Source organism: Nitrospira sp., from assembly GCA_030653545.1.
Lineage (GTDB): Bacteria > Nitrospirota > Nitrospiria > Nitrospirales > Nitrospiraceae > Nitrospira_D.
The window spans coordinates 236,044-259,175 of sequence record JAURZE010000038.1; the positions used below are offsets into that span (position 1 = coordinate 236,044).

The following is a 23,132-nucleotide window of genomic DNA, read 5'->3' on the forward strand; positions in this document are numbered from 1 at the left end:
CACTCCTTCTCGATTTGTCATTGCCGGGTTTTCCCTCTTACGAAAGACCCACCTGAGGTCAATTGTCCACGCCGCTCCCTCGCAGCCCCGACCACATCGTGTCAGCGTCTTCAAGAAAGGTAGCCTGGCATTGGGTTTCTGCCTATACCTCTAAAGACCCGTGGAGACACCCTACCTTGGTAGGTGCCTGGAACAGGCTGGTTGCCGCAGGCATCGGGAGAAGAAATTTCAGGCGTATCAAGGCAGGCGCGCAACGACCGCACAGGCTTACCCTGGCTGCTCGCACCCGTCAGACCTGCGAGAGTTAGCCGTAGTGGCTATCAAGAGACACTCCGAATGCCGCCGACAAGAAGAAGAGCTCAGGAGGTTGTCGAGTGATGGGGACGAGGGGATGGGGGCGGTACCTAGATTCGCTACGTGGGAGTATCGGCTTTCTTACGGGGCAGAATTCGTATCGCTCTGATTCAGCATCTCTTCAAGCTGGGCTTTGGCATTGCCTTCGAACCGGACAAACTCCACGCCGAACCGATGATCCCCTTGCCAGCGAACCGTTGCGATGGCGATGTCGATGGGACTCCGTGCACCGGACAGCTGAATGTGCACACGGAAATGGGCACCGATTTGGGCATGCAGATCTGAATCGATCTCGCCGCCGGTAATGGTGAGATTCGTCATCGTCCCGCTTCCGTTGCCCCCCTCGCCGCTCAAGGTAACAGGGTAGTTTACTTCGATCCTCGGCCGACCGCGTTCATGCATATCGAAACACCCTCCCGCGAGGCACAGGTTAGAGAATGACCGCCTACGTCAACTTCCGTGGGTCGGCCGACGGCTCGAACAGCCCAAGTTGCATTTCCTCCGCCCGGGTAAATGCGATCGGATACTGTTCGGTGAAGCAGGCATTGCAATATTGCGAAGGCACACCAGGGGCCGATTGCAGCATCCCGTCCAGACTCAGGTAGGCCAGCGAATCCGCCGTAATGTATTTGCGGATCTCTTCGGTCGAATGATTCGATGCGATCAGTTCCTTCTTAGTTGGCGTATCGATGCCGTAGAAACAAGGCGAGACGATCGGCGGGGAGCTGATCCGCATATGGACCTCTTTCGCGCCGGCATTCCGCAACATCTTCACGATCTTCCGGCTCGTCGTCCCGCGTACCAGCGAATCATCGACCACCACCACCCGTTTGCCCATCAGTACCTCAGGAACCGCGTTCAACTTCACTTTGACGCCGAAGTGGCGGATGGATTGTTCCGGTTCGATAAAGGTCCGGCCGACATAGTGATTACGAATCAATCCCGTCTCGAAGGGGATCCCCCCGCCTTCGCTATAACCGAGCGCGGCCGGCACGCCGGAATCCGGCACGGGAATCACGATGTCCGCTTCCACCCAGGATTCCTTGGCCAATCGACGACCTAACGCCTTCCGCGTGGAATAGACCGCATTCGCACCATAGATTCGGCTGTCCGGCCTGGCGAAATAGACATACTCGAACACACACATAGCCGGATCGACTTTAGGAAACGGCCGGTGACTGTCGATCCCTTGATCGCTCAACACCACGAGCTCGCCGGGCTCGATCTCGCGAATGTATTCGGCATCCAAGAGATCGAACGCGCAGGTCTCCGACGCCACCACCCAACTCCCCCGCACACGCCCCAAGCACAGCGGACGCAGGCCATGGGGATCGCGCACCGCAATCAACCCGTTATCCGTCATCAACACCAGCGAGAAGGCGCCCCGCACCTGATTCAACGCGTCCATGACGCGCGCCAGGAACGTGCTGGCCCGGGAATGGGCGATCAGATGGATGATGACTTCGGTATCGGACGTGGATTGAAAGATCGCACCGTAGGCTTCGAGTTCGTTGCGCAAGACCTGGGAGTTGATCAGATTGCCGTTGTGCGCCAGGGCCAGATTCCCGAAGGCAAAATTGACGTTGAAGGGCTGGACGTTCTTGAGATCGTTTCCGCCGGCCGTGGAATACCGATTGTGGCCGATGGCCATCCGTCCCGGCAGCTTCTCCAGCGTCGTCTTATTGTAGATATCCGCGACCAGCCCCATCCCCTTCTGGATATAAAACTGTTCGCCGTCGCCGGACACGATGCCCGAGGCTTCCTGTCCGCGATGTTGCAACGCATAGAGTCCTAGATAGGTCAGATTCGCGGCTTCTTCGTGGCCGAAGATGCCGAACACGGCGCATTCGTCGTGAAACTTGTCGGGCGAGATAATCGGAAGTTCTTTGTGCATAGTCGTACGAACCAGCTTATTCCTGGCTCAATCTCCGTTCCAGCGAAAAGCCCCAGCGATCGGCAATGGTCGCGACCGGGAGATCAATCGTCTTCGTCGTCGACCGCTCGTCTCCCACGTAGATGACCAGCGCCGCGTCCCCCACGGCTCCGACGACGGCAGCGGGAACGCCCAACCGCTGCGCCTGCGCCAGAATCGCCTGCCGTTGCGCCGGCTTGGCCGATACGATAATCCGTGACTGGCTTTCACCGAACAGCACTGAATCGATCCTCTGACGGCCAGGCGTTAATCGTACCACAGCCCCGCGCGTCTGATCCGGACCGGACATGCAGCATTCGGCCAGCGCCACGGCGAGTCCTCCATCGGAACAATCGTGGGCGGACTGCACGAGCCCGGAACGAATCAGCTGCAGCACGCAACTCTGCACCGCCTGCTCCGTCTCCAGATTCAGATACGGCGGAGAGCCCTGCTCGCGCGAATGCTGGACTTTCAGATATTCCGACCCGCCCAGATCCTCCCGCGTCGTCCCGAGCAGAATGATGTCGTCACCTTCGTTCCGGAACCATTGCGTCATCGTCTGATCGGCGGATTCGATGAGCCCTACCATCCCCAGCATCGGCGTGGGATAGATCGAGAGGCCGTTGGTCTCGTTGTAGAAGCTGACATTGCCGCTCACGATCGGAATCTTGAAATGCTCGCAGGCATCCTTCATGCCCTCGATCGCCATCACGAACTGCCACATGATGTCGGGGCGTTCGGGGTTGCCGAAGTTCAGGCAGTCCGTCAGCCCGATCGGCTCCGCGCCGGAACAGGCGAGATTCCTCGAGGCTTCTGCCACCGCCAGCCGCGCCCCTTCATAGGGATTGAGCAGACAGTACCGGCTGTTGCAATCCACCGTCATCGCCACCGCTTTGTTCGTGCCCTTGATACGCACGACCGCCGCATCCGAGCCGGGCCGCACCATCGTATTCGTCCGCACCATGTGGTCGTACTGCTCGTATACCCAGCGCTTGCTCGCGATCGTCGGGGACTCCAAGAGCGCCAACAGAGCCGCATTCGCATCCTTCACATCGGGCAACGCGTCGTAATTCAAATTCGTAAGCATGTCCTGATAGCCGGGCGGCGAAAAGGGGCGTTCATAGCGCGGCCCGTCATCGGCCAGCGATTTCGCCGGAATCTCCGCGACGACTTTGCCTTGATCGAGTACGCGCAGAATACCGCTGCCTGTGACCTTCCCGACCACCGCCACATCCAGATCCCACTTCTTGCAGATCCGGATGCACTCCTCTTCCTTGCCGGCCTTCGCCACCATCAACATGCGCTCTTGCGACTCGGACAACATGAGCTCATAGGGCGTCATGCCCGGCTCACGGCGCGGGACATGGGTCAGATCGAGATCGATCCCGTTCCCGGCCCGCGACGCCATTTCGCAAGACGAACTCGTCAGCCCCGCCGCGCCCATGTCCTGAATGCCGACCAGAAGATCGCCCGCCATCAGTTCGAGACAGGCTTCCAGCAAAAGCTTTTCCTGGAACGGGTCACCCACTTGCACCGTCGGCCGCTTCTTTTCCGATTGGTCATCGAAGGAATCGGACGCCATCGTCGCGCCATGGATCCCGTCGCGCCCCGTCTTCGAACCAAAGTAGATCACCGGATTGCCGACACCGGCCGCGGTCCCGAGGAAAATCTTGTCCTTCTGCGCGACACCGAGGCAGAACGCATTCACCAGCGGATTGAGCGAATAGATGTCGTTGAATACGACTTCGCCGCCGACGGTCGGCACGCCCATGCAATTGCCATAACCGGCGATCCCCGCCACGACACCTTTCACAATATGGCGGTTCTTCGCCGTATCCAACCCGCCGAAACGCAACGAATCCAGCAAGGCAATCGGGCGCGCCCCCATCGTAAACACATCGCGCAGAATTCCGCCCACTCCCGTCGCCGCGCCCTGATAGGGCTCGATGAACGACGGATGGTTGTGCGACTCCATCTTGAACACGACGCAGAGACCGTCGCCGATATCCACCACGCCGGCGTTTTCGCCGGGGCCCTGGATAACACGCGGCCCGGTCGTAGGCAGCTTCTTCAAATGCACCCGCGACGACTTATAGGAGCAATGCTCCGACCACATAACGGAAAACATCCCAAGCTCCGTCAGATTCGGCTCCCGCCCAAGGATCTCGACGATCTTTTTGAACTCGTCGTCCGTCAGATTATGCTGCGCGATCAGTTCTTTGGTAATAACAAGCGACATCGACCCGTTCCTCTATTGACAATCCACTCGTCAGACTTACGGCCAGTGCTTCGCGACCACAGACTTAGACTTTGACCTTCATCGCCTTGAGCAGCGATTGAAAGATCAGCTTCCCGTCCTGATTCCCCAATATCTCTTCCGCACAACGCTCCGGATGCGGCATCATGCCCAGCACGTTGCCCTCGGGATTGATGATGCCGGCGATATTGTCGAGCGATCCGTTGGGATTCGCCTCCGGCGTGACCTTCCCTTCCGGAGTGCAATAGCGCAAGACGATCTGGGCATTCGCCTGCATCGCCGCCAGCGTGACCGGATCGGTGTAGTAATTGCCGTCCGCATGGGCGACGGGAATCTTCAACACCTGTCCCGATTCGCAGGCCTCCGTAAAAGCCGTGGCCGCGTTCTCCACCTTCACATGCACATCTTTGCAGATAAAGTGGAGCGACTTGTTCCGGAGCATCGCCCCGGGCAACAGACCGGCCTCCAGCAGAATCTGAAACCCGTTGCAGATCCCGATAACCGCCCCGCCGTCCTTGGCAAACGCCTTCACGGCGCCCATCACTGGCGAGAATCGCGCAATCGCGCCCGTGCGGAGATAGTCACCATAAGAAAACCCGCCCGGGAGAATCACTGCATCGATCCCCTTGAGCGAGGTTTCCTTGTGCCAGATCATCTGCACCGATTGCCCCAGCACATCCTGAAACACGTGCCGGCAATCGTGATCGCAATTACTGCCTGGGAAAACTATGACTCCAACATTCATGGCTAGACCAATTCGTAGCGATATTCTTCGATGATGGTGTTGGCCAGCAGCTTTTCGCACATCTGCTTCACCTGTGCGTCGGCTTTAGCCTTATCCGTTTCCTGTACGTCCACTTCCATATATTTGCCCACCCGCACATTCGCCGCATTCTTGAACCCGAGCGAATCCAGCGCATGCTCGATCGCCTTCCCCTGCGGATCCAGAATCCCCTGCTTCAACGTCACATGAATTTTCGCCTTCATACCATCCCTCTCTTCTTCGCTTCCTCTTGTCCTCTCTCACGGATTCGGTCAGGAGTGCTGTTTGACTGCGCGCATTGACCCAGCACCTTCCATTGGTCCCCTTACAATTGATCCCGCGTGCGCGATCAGCGAGCACAGGGACCATGCACACAAGCTTCACCCCTCCTACGCCCCTGTATCCGGCGGCTTCGACAACTCCGTCAAATGCCGCTTCGCCCACGTGATCCCCGCCATCAGGCCCACACCCAACAACGCAAGCGCCACAAAACCCAGACGATGCAGCGTCTTCTCCGTCACTATCGCAAACGCGACAATGCACGTCGTCCCGATCCCCAACGAAATAATGGGGCCGTTATCACGAACAAACATCACGAAGCGTCTCACTACTCTTCTCCCCTTCTCTCTCCCCTTACCCTTCGCGGGTGAGATGAGGTTGCTGCGCTTCCCTGCGCGCATGCACCGAGCATTGTCCGCAATCTCAATTCCAATTGAGTCCCGAATGCGCGGGGCGCGAGCAAGAAGCGCAGCAACCCCATCTTACCCGCATACTCTCTTCAACACTTCCTGATACGCCTCTTCAATCTTGCCCATGTCTTTCCGGAACCGGTCCTTGTCCATCGAATCGCCGGTCGTCATATCCCAGAAACGACAGGTATCGGGAGAAATCTCATCGGCCAGGACCAGCTTGTTATGAAACACGCCGAACTCCAGCTTGAAGTCCACGAGCTGCATCTTCCGTTCGGCGAAGAACGGCTTCAGCACCGCGTTGATCTTGTGGCCCAAGTCCCGCAGATCCTTCAGCAAAGCCGGCGTCGCGATATTCATCAGCCGCAAATGATCGTCGTTCACCAGCGGATCGCCGAGGGCATCGTCCTTATAATAGAACTCTACGATGGCCGGCTGAATCGGATCCCCTTCCTTCAGCCCCAGGCGCTTAGCCAGACTCCCGGCGATGACATTCCGCACCACCACTTCCACCGGGACAATCGTCACCTTCTTCGTGAGCATTTCCCGATCGCTGAGCCGCTTCACAAAGTGGGTGCGGATGCCTTCCGCCTCGAGCAGCGTAAACAACCGCTCCGACACCTTATTATTGATGATGCCCTTGTCGACGATCGTACCGCGCTTCTGCGCGTTGAACGCCGTCGCGTCATCCTTGAAGTAATGGACGACTTCGTCGGCCCGCTCGGCGGTGAAAATCTTTTTGGCTTTGCCTTCGTAGAGCAGCGTTCCTGTCGTCATAAGATTCCCTCGCTCGCCAGGCGCTATTGCGCCAACACTTCGATCAACTGATCCAACGACCGCACCGTGCCCACCAGCGTCGGATTGCCCATGCGCCGGTTGTGCTTGGCTTCCTTCACTCTATTCAACGCCAGGATCAGGGCATGAAACTCATCCGGCTTGGCCGTCTCAAAATAGGTGATGAAATCGAAATCATCAAGGCCGGTGGAATGATAGAGCTTCCGCTTCACCGTCTTCTGATAGGGCAGCGCCGCTTCGGTATGTTCCTGCATCATCGCAGCACGCTTCTCTTGAGGCAGCGACCACCACTCCGTGTCTTTGCGGATCGGCAGTACCATGACATAGGGCCCCGATTCGCTTGAGCCCTTGAGATCCGATTTCAACTGTTCAGGAAATCCCGGCACATAGTTAGGCTTCTTCGTGAGGCCATTGAGCAACACCACGCTTGAGAGATACCGGCCAAAGGCGCTGTTCTGCAGGTCCACCAGAAACTGCTGGGCATCCTTTAAATCCGTGGCGTGCACCCGCAACATAAAGTCGGCATGGTCCGACAGGCCGCGCATCAAATAGGTATCGATCGCCAATTTCTCCCGATGCTGCTCCACGACCCCTTTGAAGGACGTGAGGTTGGCGATCCGTGTGGCCTGATCCAGCTTCCCCCAATCGGTCTCGATGCGAAACGCGGCAAAGGTGCCATACACCCCGGGTTCGCTCAGCAACTTGTCACGGTCGGACGCCGAAGCGGCGGTCACGCAACCGAGCAGAAACATCACACAGGCCAATCCGATTCCACACAGGCGATTCATCATCGACGTCTCCTTCCGCTTTGCTTTCCTGCCGTAGATCCCGCCTTGCGACCGAACACCCGGCGATAGATCTGATCGAGATGGCGCAGATAGTATTTCGGATTGAAACAGGCGGCAATCTCGCTCTTCTTCAAGTGCTGCGAGATGAAGGGATCCTTCCCGACCAGTTCCTGCAGCCCGCCGGCCCCTTTCCAGGAGGCCATGGCATTCCGCTGCACCGCTTCGTACGACTCCTTGCGCTGCGCGCCTTTTTCAACGAGCGTGAGCAAGAGCCGCTGCGAATAGACCAACCCGCCGGTCAAATCGAGATTCCGCTGCATGTTGGCGGGATAGACCATGAGATCCTTGATGAGATCCGTCACCTTCGACAGCATGTAATCCATGAGGATCGTGCTGTCGGGCATGATGACCCGCTCCACCGACGAATGGCTGATGTCCCGCTCATGCCAGAGCGCCACATTCTCCATCGCCGCCAGACTATTCGCCCGCACGATCCGGGCGAGCCCGCAGAGATTCTCCGAAACGATCGGATTGCGCTTGTGCGGCATCGCCGAGGAGCCCTTTTGTCCCTCGGAAAAGAACTCTTCCGCTTCAAGCACTTCAGTCCGCTGCAGGTGGCGAATTTCCGTGGCGATTTTTTCGATGCTGGCCGCCAGCAGCGCCAGCGCCGTGGCATAGGAGGCATGACGGTCGCGCTGCACCACCTGATTCGACACCGGATCCGGCCGCAGACCCATCCTGGCGCAGACAAACTCTTCGACCTCGGGCCCCTGATGCGCGAAGGTACCCATCGCCCCGGACAGCTTGCCGACGGCAATTTCCTGGCGTACCGCCTGGAGGCGCACCCGATGCCGGCACATTTCCTCGTACCAGATGGCGAGTTTGAACCCGAACGAGATCGGCTCGCCGTGAATGCCGTGCGAGCGGCCGACCATCACCGTCATTTTGTGGCGCATCGCCTGGCGCTTGAGGATGTCGATCAATCCATCGAGACCCTCAAGAATCATGTCGAGCGCTTCAGTCATCTGCACGGCAAGCGACGTGTCGACGATGTCCGACGACGTGAGGCCCATGTGCAGAAACCGGTGTTCCGGCCCGACCGTGTCCGTCAGGGATTCGAGAAAGGCGATGATGTCGTGCTTCGTGACTTTCTCGATCTGGGCGATCCGGGCGACATTGATCTTCGCCTTCTTGCGGATCTTCGCGGACGTGCCGCGCGGCGCCTGCCCGGCCTTCTCAAACGCGGCGCAGGCCTGCAGCTCCACTTCCAACCAGATTTCATACTTATGCTTGAGCTCCCAGATGGCTTTCATCCTGGGTCTGGTATACCGTTCAATCACGACGCCTCCTGCCGGCTGCTGAAAAAGGCCCCCGCCTTTGTTCTCGGTCGTGTGTCTCCCTCAACGTACCTTCCAGGTACGCCTCGGAACCCGCACTCCCTGCGGCCTCGCCGAAGGCCTTTTTGACCAGCCGCATCATACGAATAGCTAGCGCTTCCATATCGCCCGCTCGGGAGTCGCCCGCTTTTCAGCCAGCCGCACCTCCGTCGCCAGCACCTTATCCAGTACACCGTTCACAAACTTCGACGCTTCCTCGTCGCCGAAACTCTTGGCCAGCTCGATCGCCTCATCCATCGTCACGTTCGCCGGCACGTCATCCATCCACATCAATTCATAGAGACCCGCGCGCAGGATGTTCCGGTCCACGATGGGCATGCGGCTCACTTTCCAATTCGTCGCATACTTCGTCAGCAGAGCATCGAGATCTTTTTTCTTCTCCAGCACGCCTGCCACCAGTCGTTCGGCAAACGCTTTGGTCTCTTCGTCCGCGGTGAGCGGCTTCCAGAACTCGTCGAGCCACAGGCCCGGCTTGCCGTGAATGTCGTACTGAAACAAAATCTGGAGCGCCCGTTCGCGCGCTTCGTGGCGTGATCCCATAACTAGGTGCTTTTCTTTCGTACGGTCCGCTTGGGACGGGGCGCGGCGGCCGTAGACGCCGGCGCCAAGACGTTCAGTTGCTTCATCACACTGGCCATTTCAATCGCCGACTTCGCCGCCTCGCCGCCCCGGTTGAACTTCGCCGTATCGGCGCGTTCGATCGCCTGCGCCACCGTCTCGGTCGTCAGGACGCCGAAGATGATCGGCACACCGGTCTCCAGCGATGCCTGCCCGATCCCCCGGCTGGCTTCATGACAGATATAGTCGAAATGCGGCGTGTCGCCGCGAATCACCGCGCCGAGACAAATCACCGCGTCGAATCGCCCGGACTTGGCCAGCGTCTTCGCCACGAGCGGAATCTCGAACGCGCCCGGCACTCGGGCCACGTCGATGTCCGACTCCTTCACGCCGTGCTTCGTCAAACCGTCGAGACAGGACGAGAGCAACTTACTCGTCACAAACTTATTGAACTTCGCGACGACCACACCGAACCGCATCCCCGTCGCATCATGCGAACCTTTACGCAGCTTCATGACCTTCTCTTCATACGTTCAATTACTATCAGGCTGCTCAAAATGGTCGTCCAGCAAGGCCGTAGGAGAGAAAAGACCGGAGGCGTACTCTCCGGGGTACGTTGAGGATCTTTTCAAACCGAGAACGCCGCTGGGGGCCATTTTCAGCAGCCGTCACACCTTCTTTAAAAGATGTCCCATCTTGTTTTTCTTCGTGCGGAGATACCGCACATTCGCCTCGCGGGGGGCGATTTCGATCGAGACCCGCTCCACGACTTTCAATCCATAACCTTCGATCCCGACGATCTTGCGCGGGTTGTTGGTGATCAGCTTGATCTGATGCAGGCCGAGATTGACGAGAATCTGCGCGCCGACGCCATAATCGCGTAGGTCGGCCTTAAAGCCCAGCCTGAAATTCGCCTCGACCGTATCGCTGCCTTCGTCCTGAAACCCGTAGGCCTTAAGCTTATTCAACAAGCCGATGCCCCGGCCCTCTTGATTCAGGTAGAGCAACACCCCGCGGCCCTCGGCTTCGATGATCTGCATCGCGCGATGGAGCTGATCCCGGCAATCGCACCGGAGCGATCCCAGGGCATCGGCGGTGAGACAGCCGGAATGCACGCGGACAAGGGTCGGGGCCCCCCCGTTCACTTTGCCCTTCACCAGCGCAATATGCGTCACATTGTCGACTTCGTTTTCAAACGCGACGGCTTCGAAGTCGCCGAAGATCGTCGGCATGCGGGCCGTCGCTGCTCGCTTCACAAACGTCTCGCGCTGCATGCGGTATTCGATCAAGGCCTTGATCGTCACCATTTTGAGCTTGTGCCGCTTGGCAAATTTGGCCAGCTCCGGCACACGGGCCATGGTGCCGTCTTCATTCATAATTTCGCAGATGACGCCCGCCGGCTGCAGCCCTGCTAGACGCGCGAGATCGACCGAGCCTTCCGTCTGCCCCGCCCGTTTCAGCACCCCGCCTTTTTGCGCCTTGAGCGGAAAAATATGTCCGGGCCTGGCCAGATCGGCCGGCTTGGATTTCGGATCGAGCGCCACCTGAATCGTAGTCGATCGATCAGCCGCGGAAATCCCGGTGGTAATGCCTTTGCGAGCATCCACGGAGACGGTGAACGCCGTGCCGAAGGTCGCCGTATTCTCAATGGCCTGCGGCGGAAGCTGCAATTCTTCGCAACGTTCCGGAGTCAACGCCAGGCAGATGAGGCCCCGCGCATGCTTGGCCATGAAATTGATGGCCTGGGGCGTTACTTTGTCTGCGGCAATGACCAGGTCGCCTTCATTCTCGCGGTCTTCGTCATCGACCAGAATGATGCACTTACCCTTGCGAATGTCTTTGATCGCGTCTTGAATCGTATTGAATGGATTAGGCATGGTCGGAAAAGTTAACTGATTAATTTTAGGTTGAAAATTGCCCGTACAGGAGGCCCACAGATAACCCTGTTTTGACCCCGCCTGTCAACGGGAAAAACAACCCTACGGAGCCCCCTCCCCATCCGCTACCGTACCGCCCCGTAGCCGGAGAAACACCATCCCCCAAGCACAGAGGCCAAGCCCGGCAAAAAACCATAGTCCTGCGTCGTAACTCCCGGTTACCAGCTTCAAACCGGAGAGCACTATCGGAAAAGCAAAGCCGCCGATACTCCCGACGGCGCCGATGAGACCTGAGGCCATCCCGATCTGTTGGGGAAACTCTTCCGCCACCATTTGAAACACGACCCCGTTGCCCACTCCCATCGCCCCGCTCGCCAACACAATCATCGCAATGCCCATCGCCTGGGAAGGACTGGTCACCGCTACAATCGATCCGACGATAAGCGGCAGCACAAGATACAACACCCGCATGCCGCCGCGCCGGTCTGCGGCATAACCTCCGAAGGGGCGAATCACGCTTCCGACGAATCCGCAGAGCGCCGCGACCGACCCGGCAGCCACCGCATCGAAGCCATAGGTTTCATACAGCAGCATCGGGAGCACACTGCAGAGTCCGACAAACCCACCGAACGTGATCGCATAGAGAAAACAGAGCCAGTACGCCGACCGTTGGCGCAACAGCGTGGCCGCATGATGCCACCACTCGACATCGCGCCGGTGCCGGTCGCCCTGCCGGCTCTCTCGCACGAGCAGGATGAACAGCACACAGGTCACCGCGACGACAGCGGCCATGACGCCGAAGACTTGCTGCCAACCCAGCGACTCCGCCCATCGAGGCGCGAGAAACAAAATGAGCACCGTACCGATATTCCCCGAAGCGGCGAGCCCCAGCACAAGCCCCTGCGATGTGGGCGGATAGGCTTGTCCGGCCAACGGCAAGGCCACGGCAAAACTCGCCCCGCCCAACCCCAAACACAAAGCCAGGCCCCACAATCCGATCGACGCCGGATCCGCCAGCCAGCCCCAGAGCAAAACCGCCAGCTCTCCGATCAGGATAGCGACAGCCGTATTCTTCGCCCCAAACCAATCGCAGCTCCACCCTCCCAGGACGCGCAACAAAGCCCCGCCCAGCAGCGGCAACGCCACCAGCATCGACAGATCGGTCCCGGTGAGTCCGAGCGCCCGAGCCATCGGCAGACTCAGCGCCCCGATCAGCAGCCAGACCATGAAACTCACGGTGAGATGCAGCCAAGCCCCCAGCAACGTGGGCCAATGACCGCCGCGCACCATCCGCCAGATATCTGCCACGCACAGTCCTCCGGTTGAACGGATTACTATAGGGGAGCCCCTTTCTCCGGCGCAACCGCTTGTGCGCGTCACATCCCCACCGCCTTTGTCCGGTCCTGTGGTTCTGTTATAGTCAGCGTCCCATGAGTGGTCGCAACCCAACAGATGACGAGTCCGAGAGCGCGCTGGAACCGGAAATTCTCGATCCGTCCGACGACGAGGTGATCGAGGCTGAAGCGGCTCCCGTCGTATTGGATGTCCCGCAGGCTGACGGACGCATGCCGGCCGATGCACAGGCCGTCGCCCCCGTCACCGGCCTCCAGCAATATCTTGCTGAAATCCGACGCTATCCCTATCTCTCCAAAGAAGAAGAATTGCTCTTGTTCCATGAATACCACGCGCAAGGCAGCCGCGAGGCCGCCGTGAAACTCATCATGGCCAACCTGCGCGTGTCGGTCGCCATCGCCTCTGAGTATCTCCATACCGGCGCCGACCATATGGACCTGATTCAGGAAGGCAATGTCGGCCTGATGCAGGCGATCAAGAAATTCGACCCGACGAAAAACGTGCGCTTCTATGCCTATGCCGCCTGGTGGTCCCGGGCCTACATTCTCCGCTACCTGTTAAACACTTTCAGGCTCGTCAAAATCGGCACCACCCAGGATCAGCGGAAGCTCTTCTATAATCTCAAAAAGGAGAAGGCCAAGCTTGCCCGGGAAGGCTTCGCCCCCGACACCAAACTCCTAGCCGACCGGCTCAACGTCCGCGAGCGCGATGTCATTGAGATGGACCAGCGGCTAGGGAATTGGGAGTTGTCTCTAGATCAGCCGATCGGGGAAGAGCAGGACGGCACCCTGCTCGATGTCCTCCCCTCCCAGCAATCCGGCGTTGACGACGTCATTGCCGACAATGAACTCCGCACGTTGTTCAGGAAGAAGCTGGCCGAATTCGCCAAGACGCTGGACGAACGGGAAGAAGACATTCTGCGGAACCGGCTCCTATCGGAAACACCGCTCACACTCGATGATCTAGGAGAGAAATACGGCGTAACAAAGGAACGCACCAGACAGCTGGAGGCCCGTATCATCAAGCGATTGCGCGAATACATCAAGAAAGACGTCAAGGACTTCGACCGCCTGAAGATCTAGCCGGACAACACCAATTAGTATCCTCTCGTATCCTCGCATTTTCCCACTAGAATTCATGAATCTCAATGGGTTATGATTTCGTCAGTCCAGCCGCTGGGATTGTAAAAGAATTTCTTTTCCCGCCCCCTTGACTTGGACCAGCCCCAGGCTATCTCTCGTACTGCACGGTGGCAGTCGCTCTGTCTTTTTGAGGAGCGTGAGAGTCCAGCCGACGAATGTGGCTCTGCATCAAATCGTTGTAATGTTCACCACAGTTTATTCATCGCAGGAGGAGGGTTTGTTATGAGCTCAGCAGCGAAAGAGAAAAAGAACCTCGCCAAGGGATTTCAACCTTTGGGCGACCGAGTGTTCGTGACCTACACCGAGGAACTGGAGCGGACCGCCGGCGGTATCTATGTGCCGGATTCTGCCAAGGAAAAGCCGCAGCGGGGTATCGTTCAGGCCATCGGCAAGAAGGTCGAGAACGTGAAGGTGGGCGACCAGGTCCTCTTCGACAAGTACTCAGGCAGCAAGCTCCGCATCGAGGACGAAGAGTGCCTGATCCTCAAGGAAGAAGACATCCTCGGCATCTTCACCAGCTAATCGACAACCACGACGACGATTGACATAACGGAGGAACCTCATGGCTAAGCAACTGTTGTATAGCGAGCAAGCTCGCGCATGTATTCTGAAAGGCGTTAACCAGCTCGCGGACGCCGTCAAGGCGACCCTCGGCCCCAAGGGCCGGAACGCGATTCTCGACAAGAAGTTCGGCGCCCCGACCATTACCATGGACGGCGTCACCGTCGCCAAGGAAATCGAACTCAAGAACCCCTACGAAAACATGGGCGCCCAGCTCGTGCGCGAAGTCGCGAGCAAGACCAGCGACACCGCCGGCGACGGCACCACCACGGCCACCGTGTTGGCCCAGGCCATCTATCGTGAAGGCGTGAAGAACATCACCGCCGGCGCGAACCCGATGGAAATTCAGCGCGGCATCAACAAGGCCGTGGAAGTGGTGATCGGCGAGCTGAAGAAGCTCAGCAAGCCCTGCCAGAACAAGACCGAGATTTCCCAGGTGGGCACGATCTCGGCCAACAACGACAAGACCATCGGCGACCTCATCGCGGAAGCGATGGAGAAAGTCGGCAAGGATGGCGTGATCACGGTCGAAGAAGCCAAGTCGATGACCACCTCGTTGGACGTCGTCGAAGGCATGCAGTTCGATCGCGGCTACATCTCCCCCTACTTCGTGACCAACGCCGAGCGGATGGAATGCTCCGTCGAAGAGCCGCTCATCCTCATCAATGAAAAGAAAGTCAGCAGCATGAAGGACCTCCTCCCGGTCCTCGAGCAGGTTGCCAAGATGGGCAAGCCGCTCGTGATCATCGCGGAAGAAGTCGAAGGCGAAGCGCTTGCGACCCTCGTGGTCAACAAGCTCCGCGGCACCCTCAACGTGGCGGCCATCAAGGCCCCGGGCTTCGGCGATCGCCGCAAGGCCATGCTGGAGGACATTGCAATTCTGACCGGCGGCCAGGTGATCTCGGAAGACATCGGCCTCAAGCTGGAAAACGTGAAGCTCACCGACCTCGGCCGCGCCAAGCGCGTCACGATCGACAAGGATAACACCACGATCGTGGAAGGCTACGGCGATCCGAAGAAGATCGAAGGCCGCGTGAAGCAGATCAAGGCCCAGATCGAAGAGACGACCTCCGACTACGATCGCGAGAAGCTCCAGGAGCGCCTTGCCAAGATCGTCGGCGGCGTGGCCGTCATCAACGTCGGCGCCGCGACCGAGACCGAAATGAAGGAAAAGAAAGCCCGCGTCGAGGACGCCCTCCACGCGACCAAGGCAGCCGTCGAAGAAGGCATCGTGCCCGGCGGTGGAACGGCCTATCTCCGTTGCATCGACGCGCTGGGCTCGCTCAAGTTGATCCCCGAGCAGCAGGTGGGTGTGAACATCATCCGCCGCGCCCTCGAAGAGCCGATCCGTCAGATTGCGTTCAATGCCGGAATGGAAGGTTCGGTCATCGTCGAGAAAGTGCGCAACGACAAGAACCCCAGCTCAGGCTACAACGCAGCGACGGAAGAGTACGTGGACATGATCAAGGCCGGCATCATCGATCCGACCAAGGTGTCGCGCTGCGCATTGCAGAACGCGGCCTCCGTGGCGGGCTTGATGCTCACCACCGAAGTCATGATCACCGACATCCCTGAAGAGAAGAAGGAAGCTGCAGGCGGTGGCCACGGCGGCCACAACCACGGCATGGAAGGGATGTACTAAGATCTAGCTGATCACGCCCCGCGTGCAGCAACAGAAGGCCCCGGCGGGAAACCGCCGGGGCCTTCGTGTTTGTGGACACCCGCCGCCCGCTCCATACTCCCCATCCAGATCCCATTCGCTTCCGGAAGGAAACCATGCACCTTGCAAGAAACTACGTCTCTGACGTATAGTGCGCTCCAATGATCACATTCATCGAGACCAAGCTGTTCTCGAAACTGGTCGTAACCTATCTTTCCGATGATTCCTATCGGCAGTTACAAGCCGCGCTCGCATCAGATCCAGAAGCAGGCCCACTTATCCCTGGGTCAGGCGGCCTTCGTAAGATCCGGTGGGGAGTCGCAGGGCGTGGAAAACGAGGCGGACTCAGGATCATTTATTATGTGCGGATCACGCAAGACGAGATATGGCTCTTGACCCTCTACCCGAAGAACGTGGCGGAGAATATTCCAGTTCACGTGCTCCGACAGATCAAACAGGAGATCGACAATGAAAAAGGCAACCCCTCGAAACATCGGGAATGAAATTCTCCGTGGACTCCGAGAACTGAAGCAGGGAGCCACAGGGCGCATCCTCACCTACCCCCCGGTTGAAGAAACGCGGGCACGCGTAGGCTTGTCGCAAGTCGAATTTGCACGATTGCTCGGCGTGTCCGTCCGCACGCTACAAGAATGGGAACAGGGGCGACGGGTTCCATCCGGGCCAGCTCGCACACTCCTGGCCATTGCGCATAAGAATCCCAAAGCGCTGCTCGATGCAGTCTGAATCACGTCCGGCGTGTTTTCAGCTCAGGGACTATTGGGAGGCTGTGACCAGTCGCATCGTCGCCTTGAGGACAGGCGAGGTCTTGGAGTCGTAGTAGAAGGCGCGGAAGAATTGATTGACGAGTCCCGTGTGGCGTTTGTGGTCGGCATTGAATTGGGCGACGCCTTTGGCGCGGTCGTCCGTGTCATAGCCCCCGCGGATGGCACAGCGTTCGAGCTCTTCGGCTGAATCGGGCAACGCATGGGTCTGGAAATCCTGGACCATTTGCAGTTTGTGCTCCACATCGCGGAGAAAGACATAGGCGGCGGCCAGGTCATCCCGCTCCCGGGGCGAGATGAGCTTGTAACGGACGAACCGGTTCAGCGCGCCGAGCGTGCTCCGGTCCAACAACCCCGTCACTTTCTTCCCCGCGATCACCTGCACCGTCTGCACAAAAAACTCGATCTCCCTGATCCCGCCGATGCCAAGCTTTACGTTGCGCCGTTCGTGGCCGCGATCGACCATCTTCACATCGATCATATCCTTCACACCCCGCACATCCTGCACAATGGCCAACGCGCCGGGGAGATCGATCTTCTCTTTAGGCAGTCCAAAAATAAACGGCTTCACCATTTTCAAAAATGCCAGCCCGACGTCCATAGAGCCAGCCACCGGCCAGGCCTTCAGCAGCGCCAGCCGTTCCCACACCACACCCCTGGTAGAGTAATACTTCTTGTAGTCATCGAGCGACCGGGCCAATTGTCCCACCGATCCTTCGGCACGCAGGCGCAAGTCCACGCGAAAGACGTAGCCTTCACGCGTTTGCTCGACCAGGGCCTTCGTCAGTTCGCGCGAGAGGATCTCGAAATATTCCTCACTGGAGATACCGACGGCGCCGGGCTTCACCGCCTGCCTGCCGCGCGGGGCCTTCGTCTCCCCGTCATGGGACGCGTAGACATAGATCAAATCGACATCCGAGCTGTAGTTCAGCTCATGGCCGCCGAGCTTTCCCATGCCCATGACGGCAAACCCCGTCTCCACCCACCGCCCCTGCTTCGTCTTGTGCATCGGCACGCCGTACTGCTGCCGCAGGTCGGCATCGACGATCTCGTAGGCCGCATGGATCAACAGACTCGCCAGATCCGAGAGCAAGGCCGTCGTCTCCGGCACGGGCGACAGCCGCAGCAGATCGCGCACGCCGATACGCAGCATCTCCCGCCGGCGGAACCGGCGCAGCGCCTCCAGCTTCATCTCCTTCACCGTCAGATGCGCCAGGCTCTTATGCAACGCCGCTTCCAGCTCCTTCCGGGCAGGCGGCTTCGACAACACCGCCTCTTCCGACAGCCAATAGACCAGCATGGGGTCGCGAATGACGGTAAACGCCAGCGCATCGCTGTTGCCGAAAATCGTGCAGAGCAGATCGAGCATGCGTGGCGAACTGCGCAGATAGTCGAGAAAAGAGGAGCGGGTGACTTCGCCGAACAACCGTTCCCAATGGTTCAAGGCCTGGTCAGGGTCGGCGGTTCTCGAAATGGAATCCAGCAGGATCGGAAGGATCTCGGCCAGCTGGCGCCGATGGTGGGGCTCGCCCGCCATCGCCTGAAGATTCCGGTCGGCCTGCTCGATATCGTGCAGGTGATAGGCGGACAGAATAGCCTCGATTTGCTTGGAGTCCCGCTCCGTCGCCAGCAGCACTGGACGAGGATCGGGCTTACCGGAAATTGACAGAACGTCTCCTCGATCAGACTTGGGAGGAGTCGTCCCTGGCGACAACCGTCGATGTGGCTTTTTCTTAGTACCCAAGCAAATCCCCTACAGGCACTGCGACTGTTCCGAACGAAGCGAGAACGACGCTCGGTGACGGGCGCGCCTCGGCGCGCCGGGGCAGGGCGGGTGGGAAGAGCGGCATTTTCAACATCCTGGCATTCATGGCGCGGCATTATACTGTCCCAGGCACCTCCACACAATGAAAGCGTTCCGGTATACTGCGGCGACTGACAGCTAATGAGGATTCGATTGCCATGCCCCTCGATGAACAGCTCAAACAAGCGGTGAGTGCCCTCTGCTCCGACGTCGAGCCTGATATCCTTCAGGATTTTCTGAGCCGCATGGATCGGGAATACTTCCGCCGATTCGAACCGGCCATCATCGCCGGGCACGTCCGTCTCGCCGCGCAACTGACCCCCGATTATCCCTGCGAAGTCACCATTGCAGAGCGGACGGATCAGCATTTCGATCTGACGCTCGTGGCCTACGATTACTTTTCCGCCTTTGCCAATATCTGCGGCCTGCTCTCCGCCTTCGGGCTGAACATTGAAGAAGGCCAGATCTACACCTTTGCCGAGGGTGCGGCCCCAGCCACGACCCGCAGCAGTTATGCGAGCGGCCCGCGCATCCGCCCCAAAGGACGACCGGGCTTGAGCCGGAAAAAGATCGTGGATGTGTTTCGCGTACAGCCGGGACGCGGCATTCCCTTCGGGCCGGAAGATCACCAGCGCCTCATCGGCGAACTGGCCGCCCTCCTGAAGCGACTCGATGCCGGCGAATTCGACGAAGCACGCCAGGTCGTGAATCGCCAGCTGGTCGAGCAGCTCGGCAAGCGGCGTAGTACGTTCGCCGGTCTACTCCACACCGTGCACATTACGTTCGATAACAGCCAGTCCCCCACCGACACGGTGATGGACATTCAATCCGACGACACGCCCGCGTTTCTCTACGCCTTCGCCAACGCGCTCGCCATGCGCAACATCTATATCGACAAAGCGCAGTTCGCGATCGAAGACGGCAAGCTGCACGATCGCTTTTACGTCCGCAATCGCCACGGGCAGAAGCTGACCGACCCGGCCGATCAACAACACTTGCGCCTGACCGCCGTCCTCATCAAGCAATTCACCCACGCCCTCACCTGGGCGCCGGACCCGGCCAAAGCCCTCGAAGCCTTCGATCAATTCCTCGACCTCACCGTGCAAGACACCAAAGGCAAGGCCCAGCAGCAGGCCCTCGCCTTCCTCGGCGATAAGAAGACCTTCCCCCTCCTCGCCCGCCTACTCGGCACCAGCGACTTTTTGTGGGAAGACTTCCTCCGCCGCCAGCACGGCAATCTCCTGCCGCTACTGCAACATTACCGCGACGCCCCGCTCATCAAGCCGCAAGCCGCGCTGCGGAAGGAACTCGACAAGCTCGTGGAGAAGGCCAAGACCGACGAGGCCCGCAAGGAAGCCTTGAACCGGTTCAAGGATCAGGAACTGTTCCGGATCGACATGAAACACATGGTCGAATCCTCCGGCCTGGCCGACTTCTCCCTGGCCCTGACCGAACTGGCCGAAGTCATCGTCAGCCGCAGCCTGCGCGATTGCCAGGCCAAGCTGGAGAAACAGTACGGTGCGCCGAAACTGGCGAACAAGAAACCCTGCCCCTTTACCATCCTGGGCCAGGGGAAATTCGGCGGCCGCGAACTGGGCTACGCCTCCGACATCGAAGTCCTCTTCGTCTACGGCGGCGCCGGCCGCACCAGCGGTAAGCAGGCCATCGAAAACAGCGAATACTTCGAACGGCTCGCGCAGGAACTCTTGCAGTGGATCGAGGCCAAAGTGGAAGGCATCTTCCACCTCGACATCCGCCTGCGGCCCCACGGCGGCAAAGGCTCCCTGACCAACCCGCTCGAAGAAATCATCAGCTACTACAGCCCGACAGGATTAGCCGCGCCGTTCGAACGCCAGTCCATGATCAAGCTGCGCACCGTCGCCGGCGACGCCGCCCTCGGCAAACAGGTCGAAGCCCATCGGGATCACTACGTCTACGGCGGCGAGCCCTGGGATCTCCCCACGGCGCTGGATCTGCGCCGGGCGCAATTGAAGCAGCTCGTCGAGCCGGGCACAGTGAACGTGAAACACAGCGCCGGCGGCCTCGTCGATATCGAATACGCCGTGCAATATCTGCAAGTGATGCACGGGCATAAGCAGCGGATCTTGCGGACACCCAACACGATGCAGGCCTTAGCGGGATTGGTGGAATGTGGGTTAGTCACCAGGCAGGACGGCGAGCAATTACGCAAAGCCTATCTCTTTATCCGCATGCTCATCGACGGCCTCCGCATGGTCCGTGGCAATGCAAAGGACTTGGTGCTCCCCCCACCCGACTCAGAAGAATTCATCTTCCTAGCCCGCCGCGTCGGCTACACGACGGACGACTGGCAGGCGGGAGCAAGACATCTCCAGACAGATATTGAGCAGCATATGAAGCTGACGAAAGAGTTTTTCGAGCGGACGTTTGGAAAGTTGTGAATTCAGCGCTTTGGCTACTACTTGTAACACAGGTATACTTTACGATCTTCACCGGGCTAAGAGCGTGCTAGTATAGGCGCGGATTGCGGAGTATGCCCACTGTACTGAGATCAGGTCCGTATCGCTTTTTCTTTTATGCTGGCGATCGTGATGAACCTCGGCATGTGCATATTGAGCGCGAAGACAAGATCGCTAAGTTTTGGCTTGCACCCGTCAGGCTGCAAGAAAGCGGTGGGTTTCCTCGTGCTGAACTGAATCGGATTCGGCAGCTTGTTCAGCTCAATCAGGATCGACTTCTGGAGGCCTGGTATGAATACTTTGGCGATTGACACCGCCGTTCCCACAGCAGAATCGGTCATTCTGACAAACGACACGTTGACCGTCGAACTGAGCGATGGGCGGAGCCTATCCGTTCCCCTTGATTGGTTCCCTCGCTTAGTCCATGCGACGCAAGCGGAACGAAAACGCTGGCGATTGATCGGTCGGGGACGCGGCATCCATTGGGATCTGCTCGACGAGGACATCGGCATCGATGGACTCTTGGCTGGCAAGCCATCAGGCGAAAGCCAGGCCTCCTTTCAGAAGTGGCTTGCTGCTCGCCAAGGCACCCGAACCAGACGAACTACCCCTCGTAGAGGCGTCACACGCCGCTAACGAATGCCACGGAGAGCGGTGAGGACAGTCAACTCTTCATCCGCATGGTTGTCGACGGCCTCCGCATTGTCCGTGGCAACGCGAAGGACTTGGTGCTTCCCCCGCCCGACTCAGAAGAATTCATCTTCCTAGCCCGCCGCGTCGGCTACACAACGGACGACTGGCAGGCGGGAGCAAGACATCTCCAGACGGATATTGAGCAGCACATGAAGCTGACCAAAGAGTTTTTCGAGAAGACGTTTGGGAAAGTATGAGTCATTTCTTTCAATATGTGCCTACAAGACTTGGCCCTCATTTTTGACCCTAATTTTCTCATTACAAGGTTGATTCTCTATGAGCGACAAAATCCCAGGTGCATTGAAAGACTTATGCGCAATGAGCGAAAAGAACCTTCAGTCACTTGTGATTGAACCCCTTTTGAGAAAGAAAGGGTTTCGCAATGTACATGATCACTCAGGCCCGAATGAAAAAGGCAAAGATCTAATCGCAACTAAGTCAGACGAATTCGGACGAATTGATCTTTACTCAATTCAGATTAAGAAGGTACAAGCATCTCGCAAAGCGGCATCGACTAAGGGCATCTCATTCTTATTAGGACAGCTCGAACAAGCCCTTGAGGAGCCTGTCGTAGATCCTGTGACCCATTCTCAGCGAGTTCCGGACAAATGCCTTTTCATCACGCCTTATCCTTTGAATATGCACGTGCTCGATTCTGCATTGGCAAAACTCAGAAGCCTTGAGAAGAGAGGTCTTCGAATTATAGATGGCATGAAGCTCCTCGAAGAGGTACAAGCTAACTTGCCTGCTGTGCTTTCCCACATTAGCCGAGACACTCGGTATTCGCTCAACCTCGAACGGTCTGTTGGGTCGATTAAAGAATCTTCTTTAGCTTTCGGGCTAACTCGAGACCTGGATCTCGACTCAATATATGTCGACATGCAACTCACCACGAGTGGTGGGCTCATCGATGTCCTATCTTTCCCACTACAAAAGACGGAAGGTAAGTTATTCCTTTGCGGATCACGGGATGCCAGAACACTTGAAGACTATTTCACAAAATGGTCACCGGCTAAGCAGGCATTCTTTTCACCCCCAAGAAATAGAGCTGCGACTCAAAACAAAATACAGCGTCTAAAGAAACAATCACGGGATGTGTCTGATTCTCTAATAGTAGAAGCTGATCTTTCACCCGTCGTTTCTAACCTACAAAAGCAAATCCGCTCAAAGAGGGGGCTCCGGGAATTCGGACAGTGTGGTAAGTGGTAGCCTGGCTTCACCAAAGCCACCAGGTGGTGGCGAACCAGAGGAGCGAGGCAATGAAGCGCACGAGACGGAATCACGGAGCCATATTTAAGGCCCAGGTAGC

General features: G+C 58.2%; 24 protein-coding genes. 10 read left to right on the top strand and 14 right to left on the bottom strand.

Annotated elements, in window-relative coordinates:
- Positions 1–435: 435 nt before the first annotated feature.
- The 13 genes from Q7U39_19265 to Q7U39_19325 form a co-directional block, all read right to left on the bottom strand.
- Entirely contained in the window at positions 436–756 is a 321-nt protein-coding gene (locus tag Q7U39_19265; protein ID MDO9120099.1) for a PilZ domain-containing protein, read from the bottom strand.
- A gap of 43 nt (positions 757–799) precedes the next feature.
- On the bottom strand, positions 800–2,248 hold the full coding sequence (gene purF / locus Q7U39_19270) for an amidophosphoribosyltransferase (protein MDO9120100.1): 1,449 nt from the start codon (positions 2,246–2,248) through the stop codon (positions 800–802).
- A gap of 16 nt (positions 2,249–2,264) precedes the next feature.
- Positions 2,265–4,505, bottom strand: a complete 2,241-nt coding sequence (gene purL / locus Q7U39_19275; GenBank protein MDO9120101.1) for a phosphoribosylformylglycinamidine synthase subunit PurL — start codon at positions 4,503–4,505, stop codon at positions 2,265–2,267.
- A gap of 64 nt (positions 4,506–4,569) precedes the next feature.
- Positions 4,570–5,268 carry a phosphoribosylformylglycinamidine synthase subunit PurQ gene (gene purQ, locus Q7U39_19280; protein MDO9120102.1) on the bottom strand — a complete coding sequence of 233 codons (699 nt, stop codon included), beginning with the start codon at positions 5,266–5,268 and terminating at the stop codon, positions 4,570–4,572.
- 2 nt (positions 5,269–5,270) lie between these two features.
- Positions 5,271–5,510: a phosphoribosylformylglycinamidine synthase subunit PurS gene (gene purS / locus Q7U39_19285; GenBank protein ID MDO9120103.1), complete on the bottom strand. Its 240-nt coding sequence runs from the start codon at positions 5,508–5,510 to the stop codon at positions 5,271–5,273.
- A 165-nt stretch (positions 5,511–5,675) separates the two neighbouring features.
- Positions 5,676–5,882, bottom strand: a complete 207-nt coding sequence (locus Q7U39_19290; GenBank protein ID MDO9120104.1) for a hypothetical protein — start codon at positions 5,880–5,882, stop codon at positions 5,676–5,678.
- Between the two features lie 165 nt (positions 5,883–6,047).
- The gene (locus Q7U39_19295; protein MDO9120105.1) at positions 6,048–6,752 is read right to left on the bottom strand and encodes a phosphoribosylaminoimidazolesuccinocarboxamide synthase; all 705 of its coding nucleotides are present in this window, start codon (positions 6,750–6,752) and stop codon (positions 6,048–6,050) included.
- A gap of 23 nt (positions 6,753–6,775) precedes the next feature.
- A complete protein-coding gene (locus Q7U39_19300) occupies positions 6,776–7,561 on the bottom strand; it encodes a chlorite dismutase family protein (GenBank protein MDO9120106.1) in 786 nt (261 codons plus the stop codon).
- On the bottom strand, positions 7,558–8,898 hold the full coding sequence (gene purB / locus Q7U39_19305) for an adenylosuccinate lyase (protein ID MDO9120107.1): 1,341 nt from the start codon (positions 8,896–8,898) through the stop codon (positions 7,558–7,560). The genes Q7U39_19300 and purB overlap by 4 nt, the downstream gene beginning before the upstream one ends.
- A 147-nt stretch (positions 8,899–9,045) precedes the next feature.
- Entirely contained in the window at positions 9,046–9,495 is a 450-nt protein-coding gene (gene nusB / locus Q7U39_19310; GenBank protein MDO9120108.1) for a transcription antitermination factor NusB, read from the bottom strand.
- Between the two features lie 2 nt (positions 9,496–9,497).
- Positions 9,498–10,028, bottom strand: coding sequence for a 6,7-dimethyl-8-ribityllumazine synthase (gene ribH / locus Q7U39_19315; GenBank protein MDO9120109.1), 531 nt, complete (start codon positions 10,026–10,028; stop codon positions 9,498–9,500).
- Positions 10,029–10,181: 153 nt separating this feature from the next.
- Positions 10,182–11,390: a bifunctional 3,4-dihydroxy-2-butanone-4-phosphate synthase/GTP cyclohydrolase II gene (locus Q7U39_19320; protein MDO9120110.1), complete on the bottom strand. Its 1,209-nt coding sequence runs from the start codon at positions 11,388–11,390 to the stop codon at positions 10,182–10,184.
- 102 nt (positions 11,391–11,492) lie between these two features.
- Positions 11,493–12,698, bottom strand: coding sequence for an MFS transporter (locus Q7U39_19325; protein ID MDO9120111.1), 1,206 nt, complete (start codon positions 12,696–12,698; stop codon positions 11,493–11,495).
- Between the two features lie 122 nt (positions 12,699–12,820).
- Between Q7U39_19325 and Q7U39_19330 the strand changes: the two genes are divergently transcribed.
- The 5 genes from Q7U39_19330 to Q7U39_19350 all read left to right on the top strand — a co-directional run bounded on the left by Q7U39_19330 (position 12,821) and on the right by Q7U39_19350 (position 16,850).
- Entirely contained in the window at positions 12,821–13,825 is a 1,005-nt protein-coding gene (locus Q7U39_19330; protein ID MDO9120112.1) for an RNA polymerase factor sigma-32, read from the top strand.
- A 282-nt stretch (positions 13,826–14,107) separates the two neighbouring features.
- The gene (locus tag Q7U39_19335; protein MDO9120113.1) at positions 14,108–14,407 is read left to right on the top strand and encodes a co-chaperone GroES; all 300 of its coding nucleotides are present in this window, start codon (positions 14,108–14,110) and stop codon (positions 14,405–14,407) included.
- Between the two features lie 40 nt (positions 14,408–14,447).
- On the top strand, positions 14,448–16,088 hold the full coding sequence (gene groL, locus Q7U39_19340) for a chaperonin GroEL (GenBank protein MDO9120114.1): 1,641 nt from the start codon (positions 14,448–14,450) through the stop codon (positions 16,086–16,088).
- Positions 16,089–16,267: 179 nt separating this feature from the next.
- Positions 16,268–16,609: a hypothetical protein gene (locus Q7U39_19345; GenBank protein ID MDO9120115.1), complete on the top strand. Its 342-nt coding sequence runs from the start codon at positions 16,268–16,270 to the stop codon at positions 16,607–16,609.
- Complete coding sequence (locus Q7U39_19350; GenBank protein MDO9120116.1) at positions 16,575–16,850, top strand: helix-turn-helix domain-containing protein; 276 nt, start codon at positions 16,575–16,577, stop codon at positions 16,848–16,850. Before Q7U39_19345 ends, Q7U39_19350 begins: the two co-directional genes overlap by 35 nt.
- A gap of 30 nt (positions 16,851–16,880) precedes the next feature.
- Here Q7U39_19350 and Q7U39_19355 read toward each other — a convergent pair whose 3' ends face one another.
- Positions 16,881–18,632, bottom strand: a complete 1,752-nt coding sequence (locus Q7U39_19355; protein ID MDO9120117.1) for a hypothetical protein — start codon at positions 18,630–18,632, stop codon at positions 16,881–16,883.
- Positions 18,633–18,850: 218 nt separating this feature from the next.
- Between Q7U39_19355 and Q7U39_19360 the strand changes: the two genes are divergently transcribed.
- The 5 genes from Q7U39_19360 to Q7U39_19380 all read left to right on the top strand — a co-directional run bounded on the left by Q7U39_19360 (position 18,851) and on the right by Q7U39_19380 (position 23,032).
- On the top strand, positions 18,851–21,112 hold the full coding sequence (locus Q7U39_19360) for a hypothetical protein (protein MDO9120118.1): 2,262 nt from the start codon (positions 18,851–18,853) through the stop codon (positions 21,110–21,112).
- A gap of 92 nt (positions 21,113–21,204) precedes the next feature.
- Positions 21,205–21,441, top strand: coding sequence for a DUF4160 domain-containing protein (locus tag Q7U39_19365; protein MDO9120119.1), 237 nt, complete (start codon positions 21,205–21,207; stop codon positions 21,439–21,441).
- Positions 21,422–21,766, top strand: a complete 345-nt coding sequence (locus Q7U39_19370) for a DUF2442 domain-containing protein (GenBank protein MDO9120120.1) — start codon at positions 21,422–21,424, stop codon at positions 21,764–21,766. The genes Q7U39_19365 and Q7U39_19370 overlap by 20 nt, the downstream gene beginning before the upstream one ends.
- Positions 21,767–21,810: 44 nt before the next feature.
- Positions 21,811–22,020, top strand: coding sequence for a hypothetical protein (locus Q7U39_19375; protein MDO9120121.1), 210 nt, complete (start codon positions 21,811–21,813; stop codon positions 22,018–22,020).
- Between the two features lie 79 nt (positions 22,021–22,099).
- Positions 22,100–23,032: a restriction endonuclease gene (locus Q7U39_19380; protein MDO9120122.1), complete on the top strand. Its 933-nt coding sequence runs from the start codon at positions 22,100–22,102 to the stop codon at positions 23,030–23,032.
- Positions 23,033–23,132: the final 100 nt, after the last annotated feature.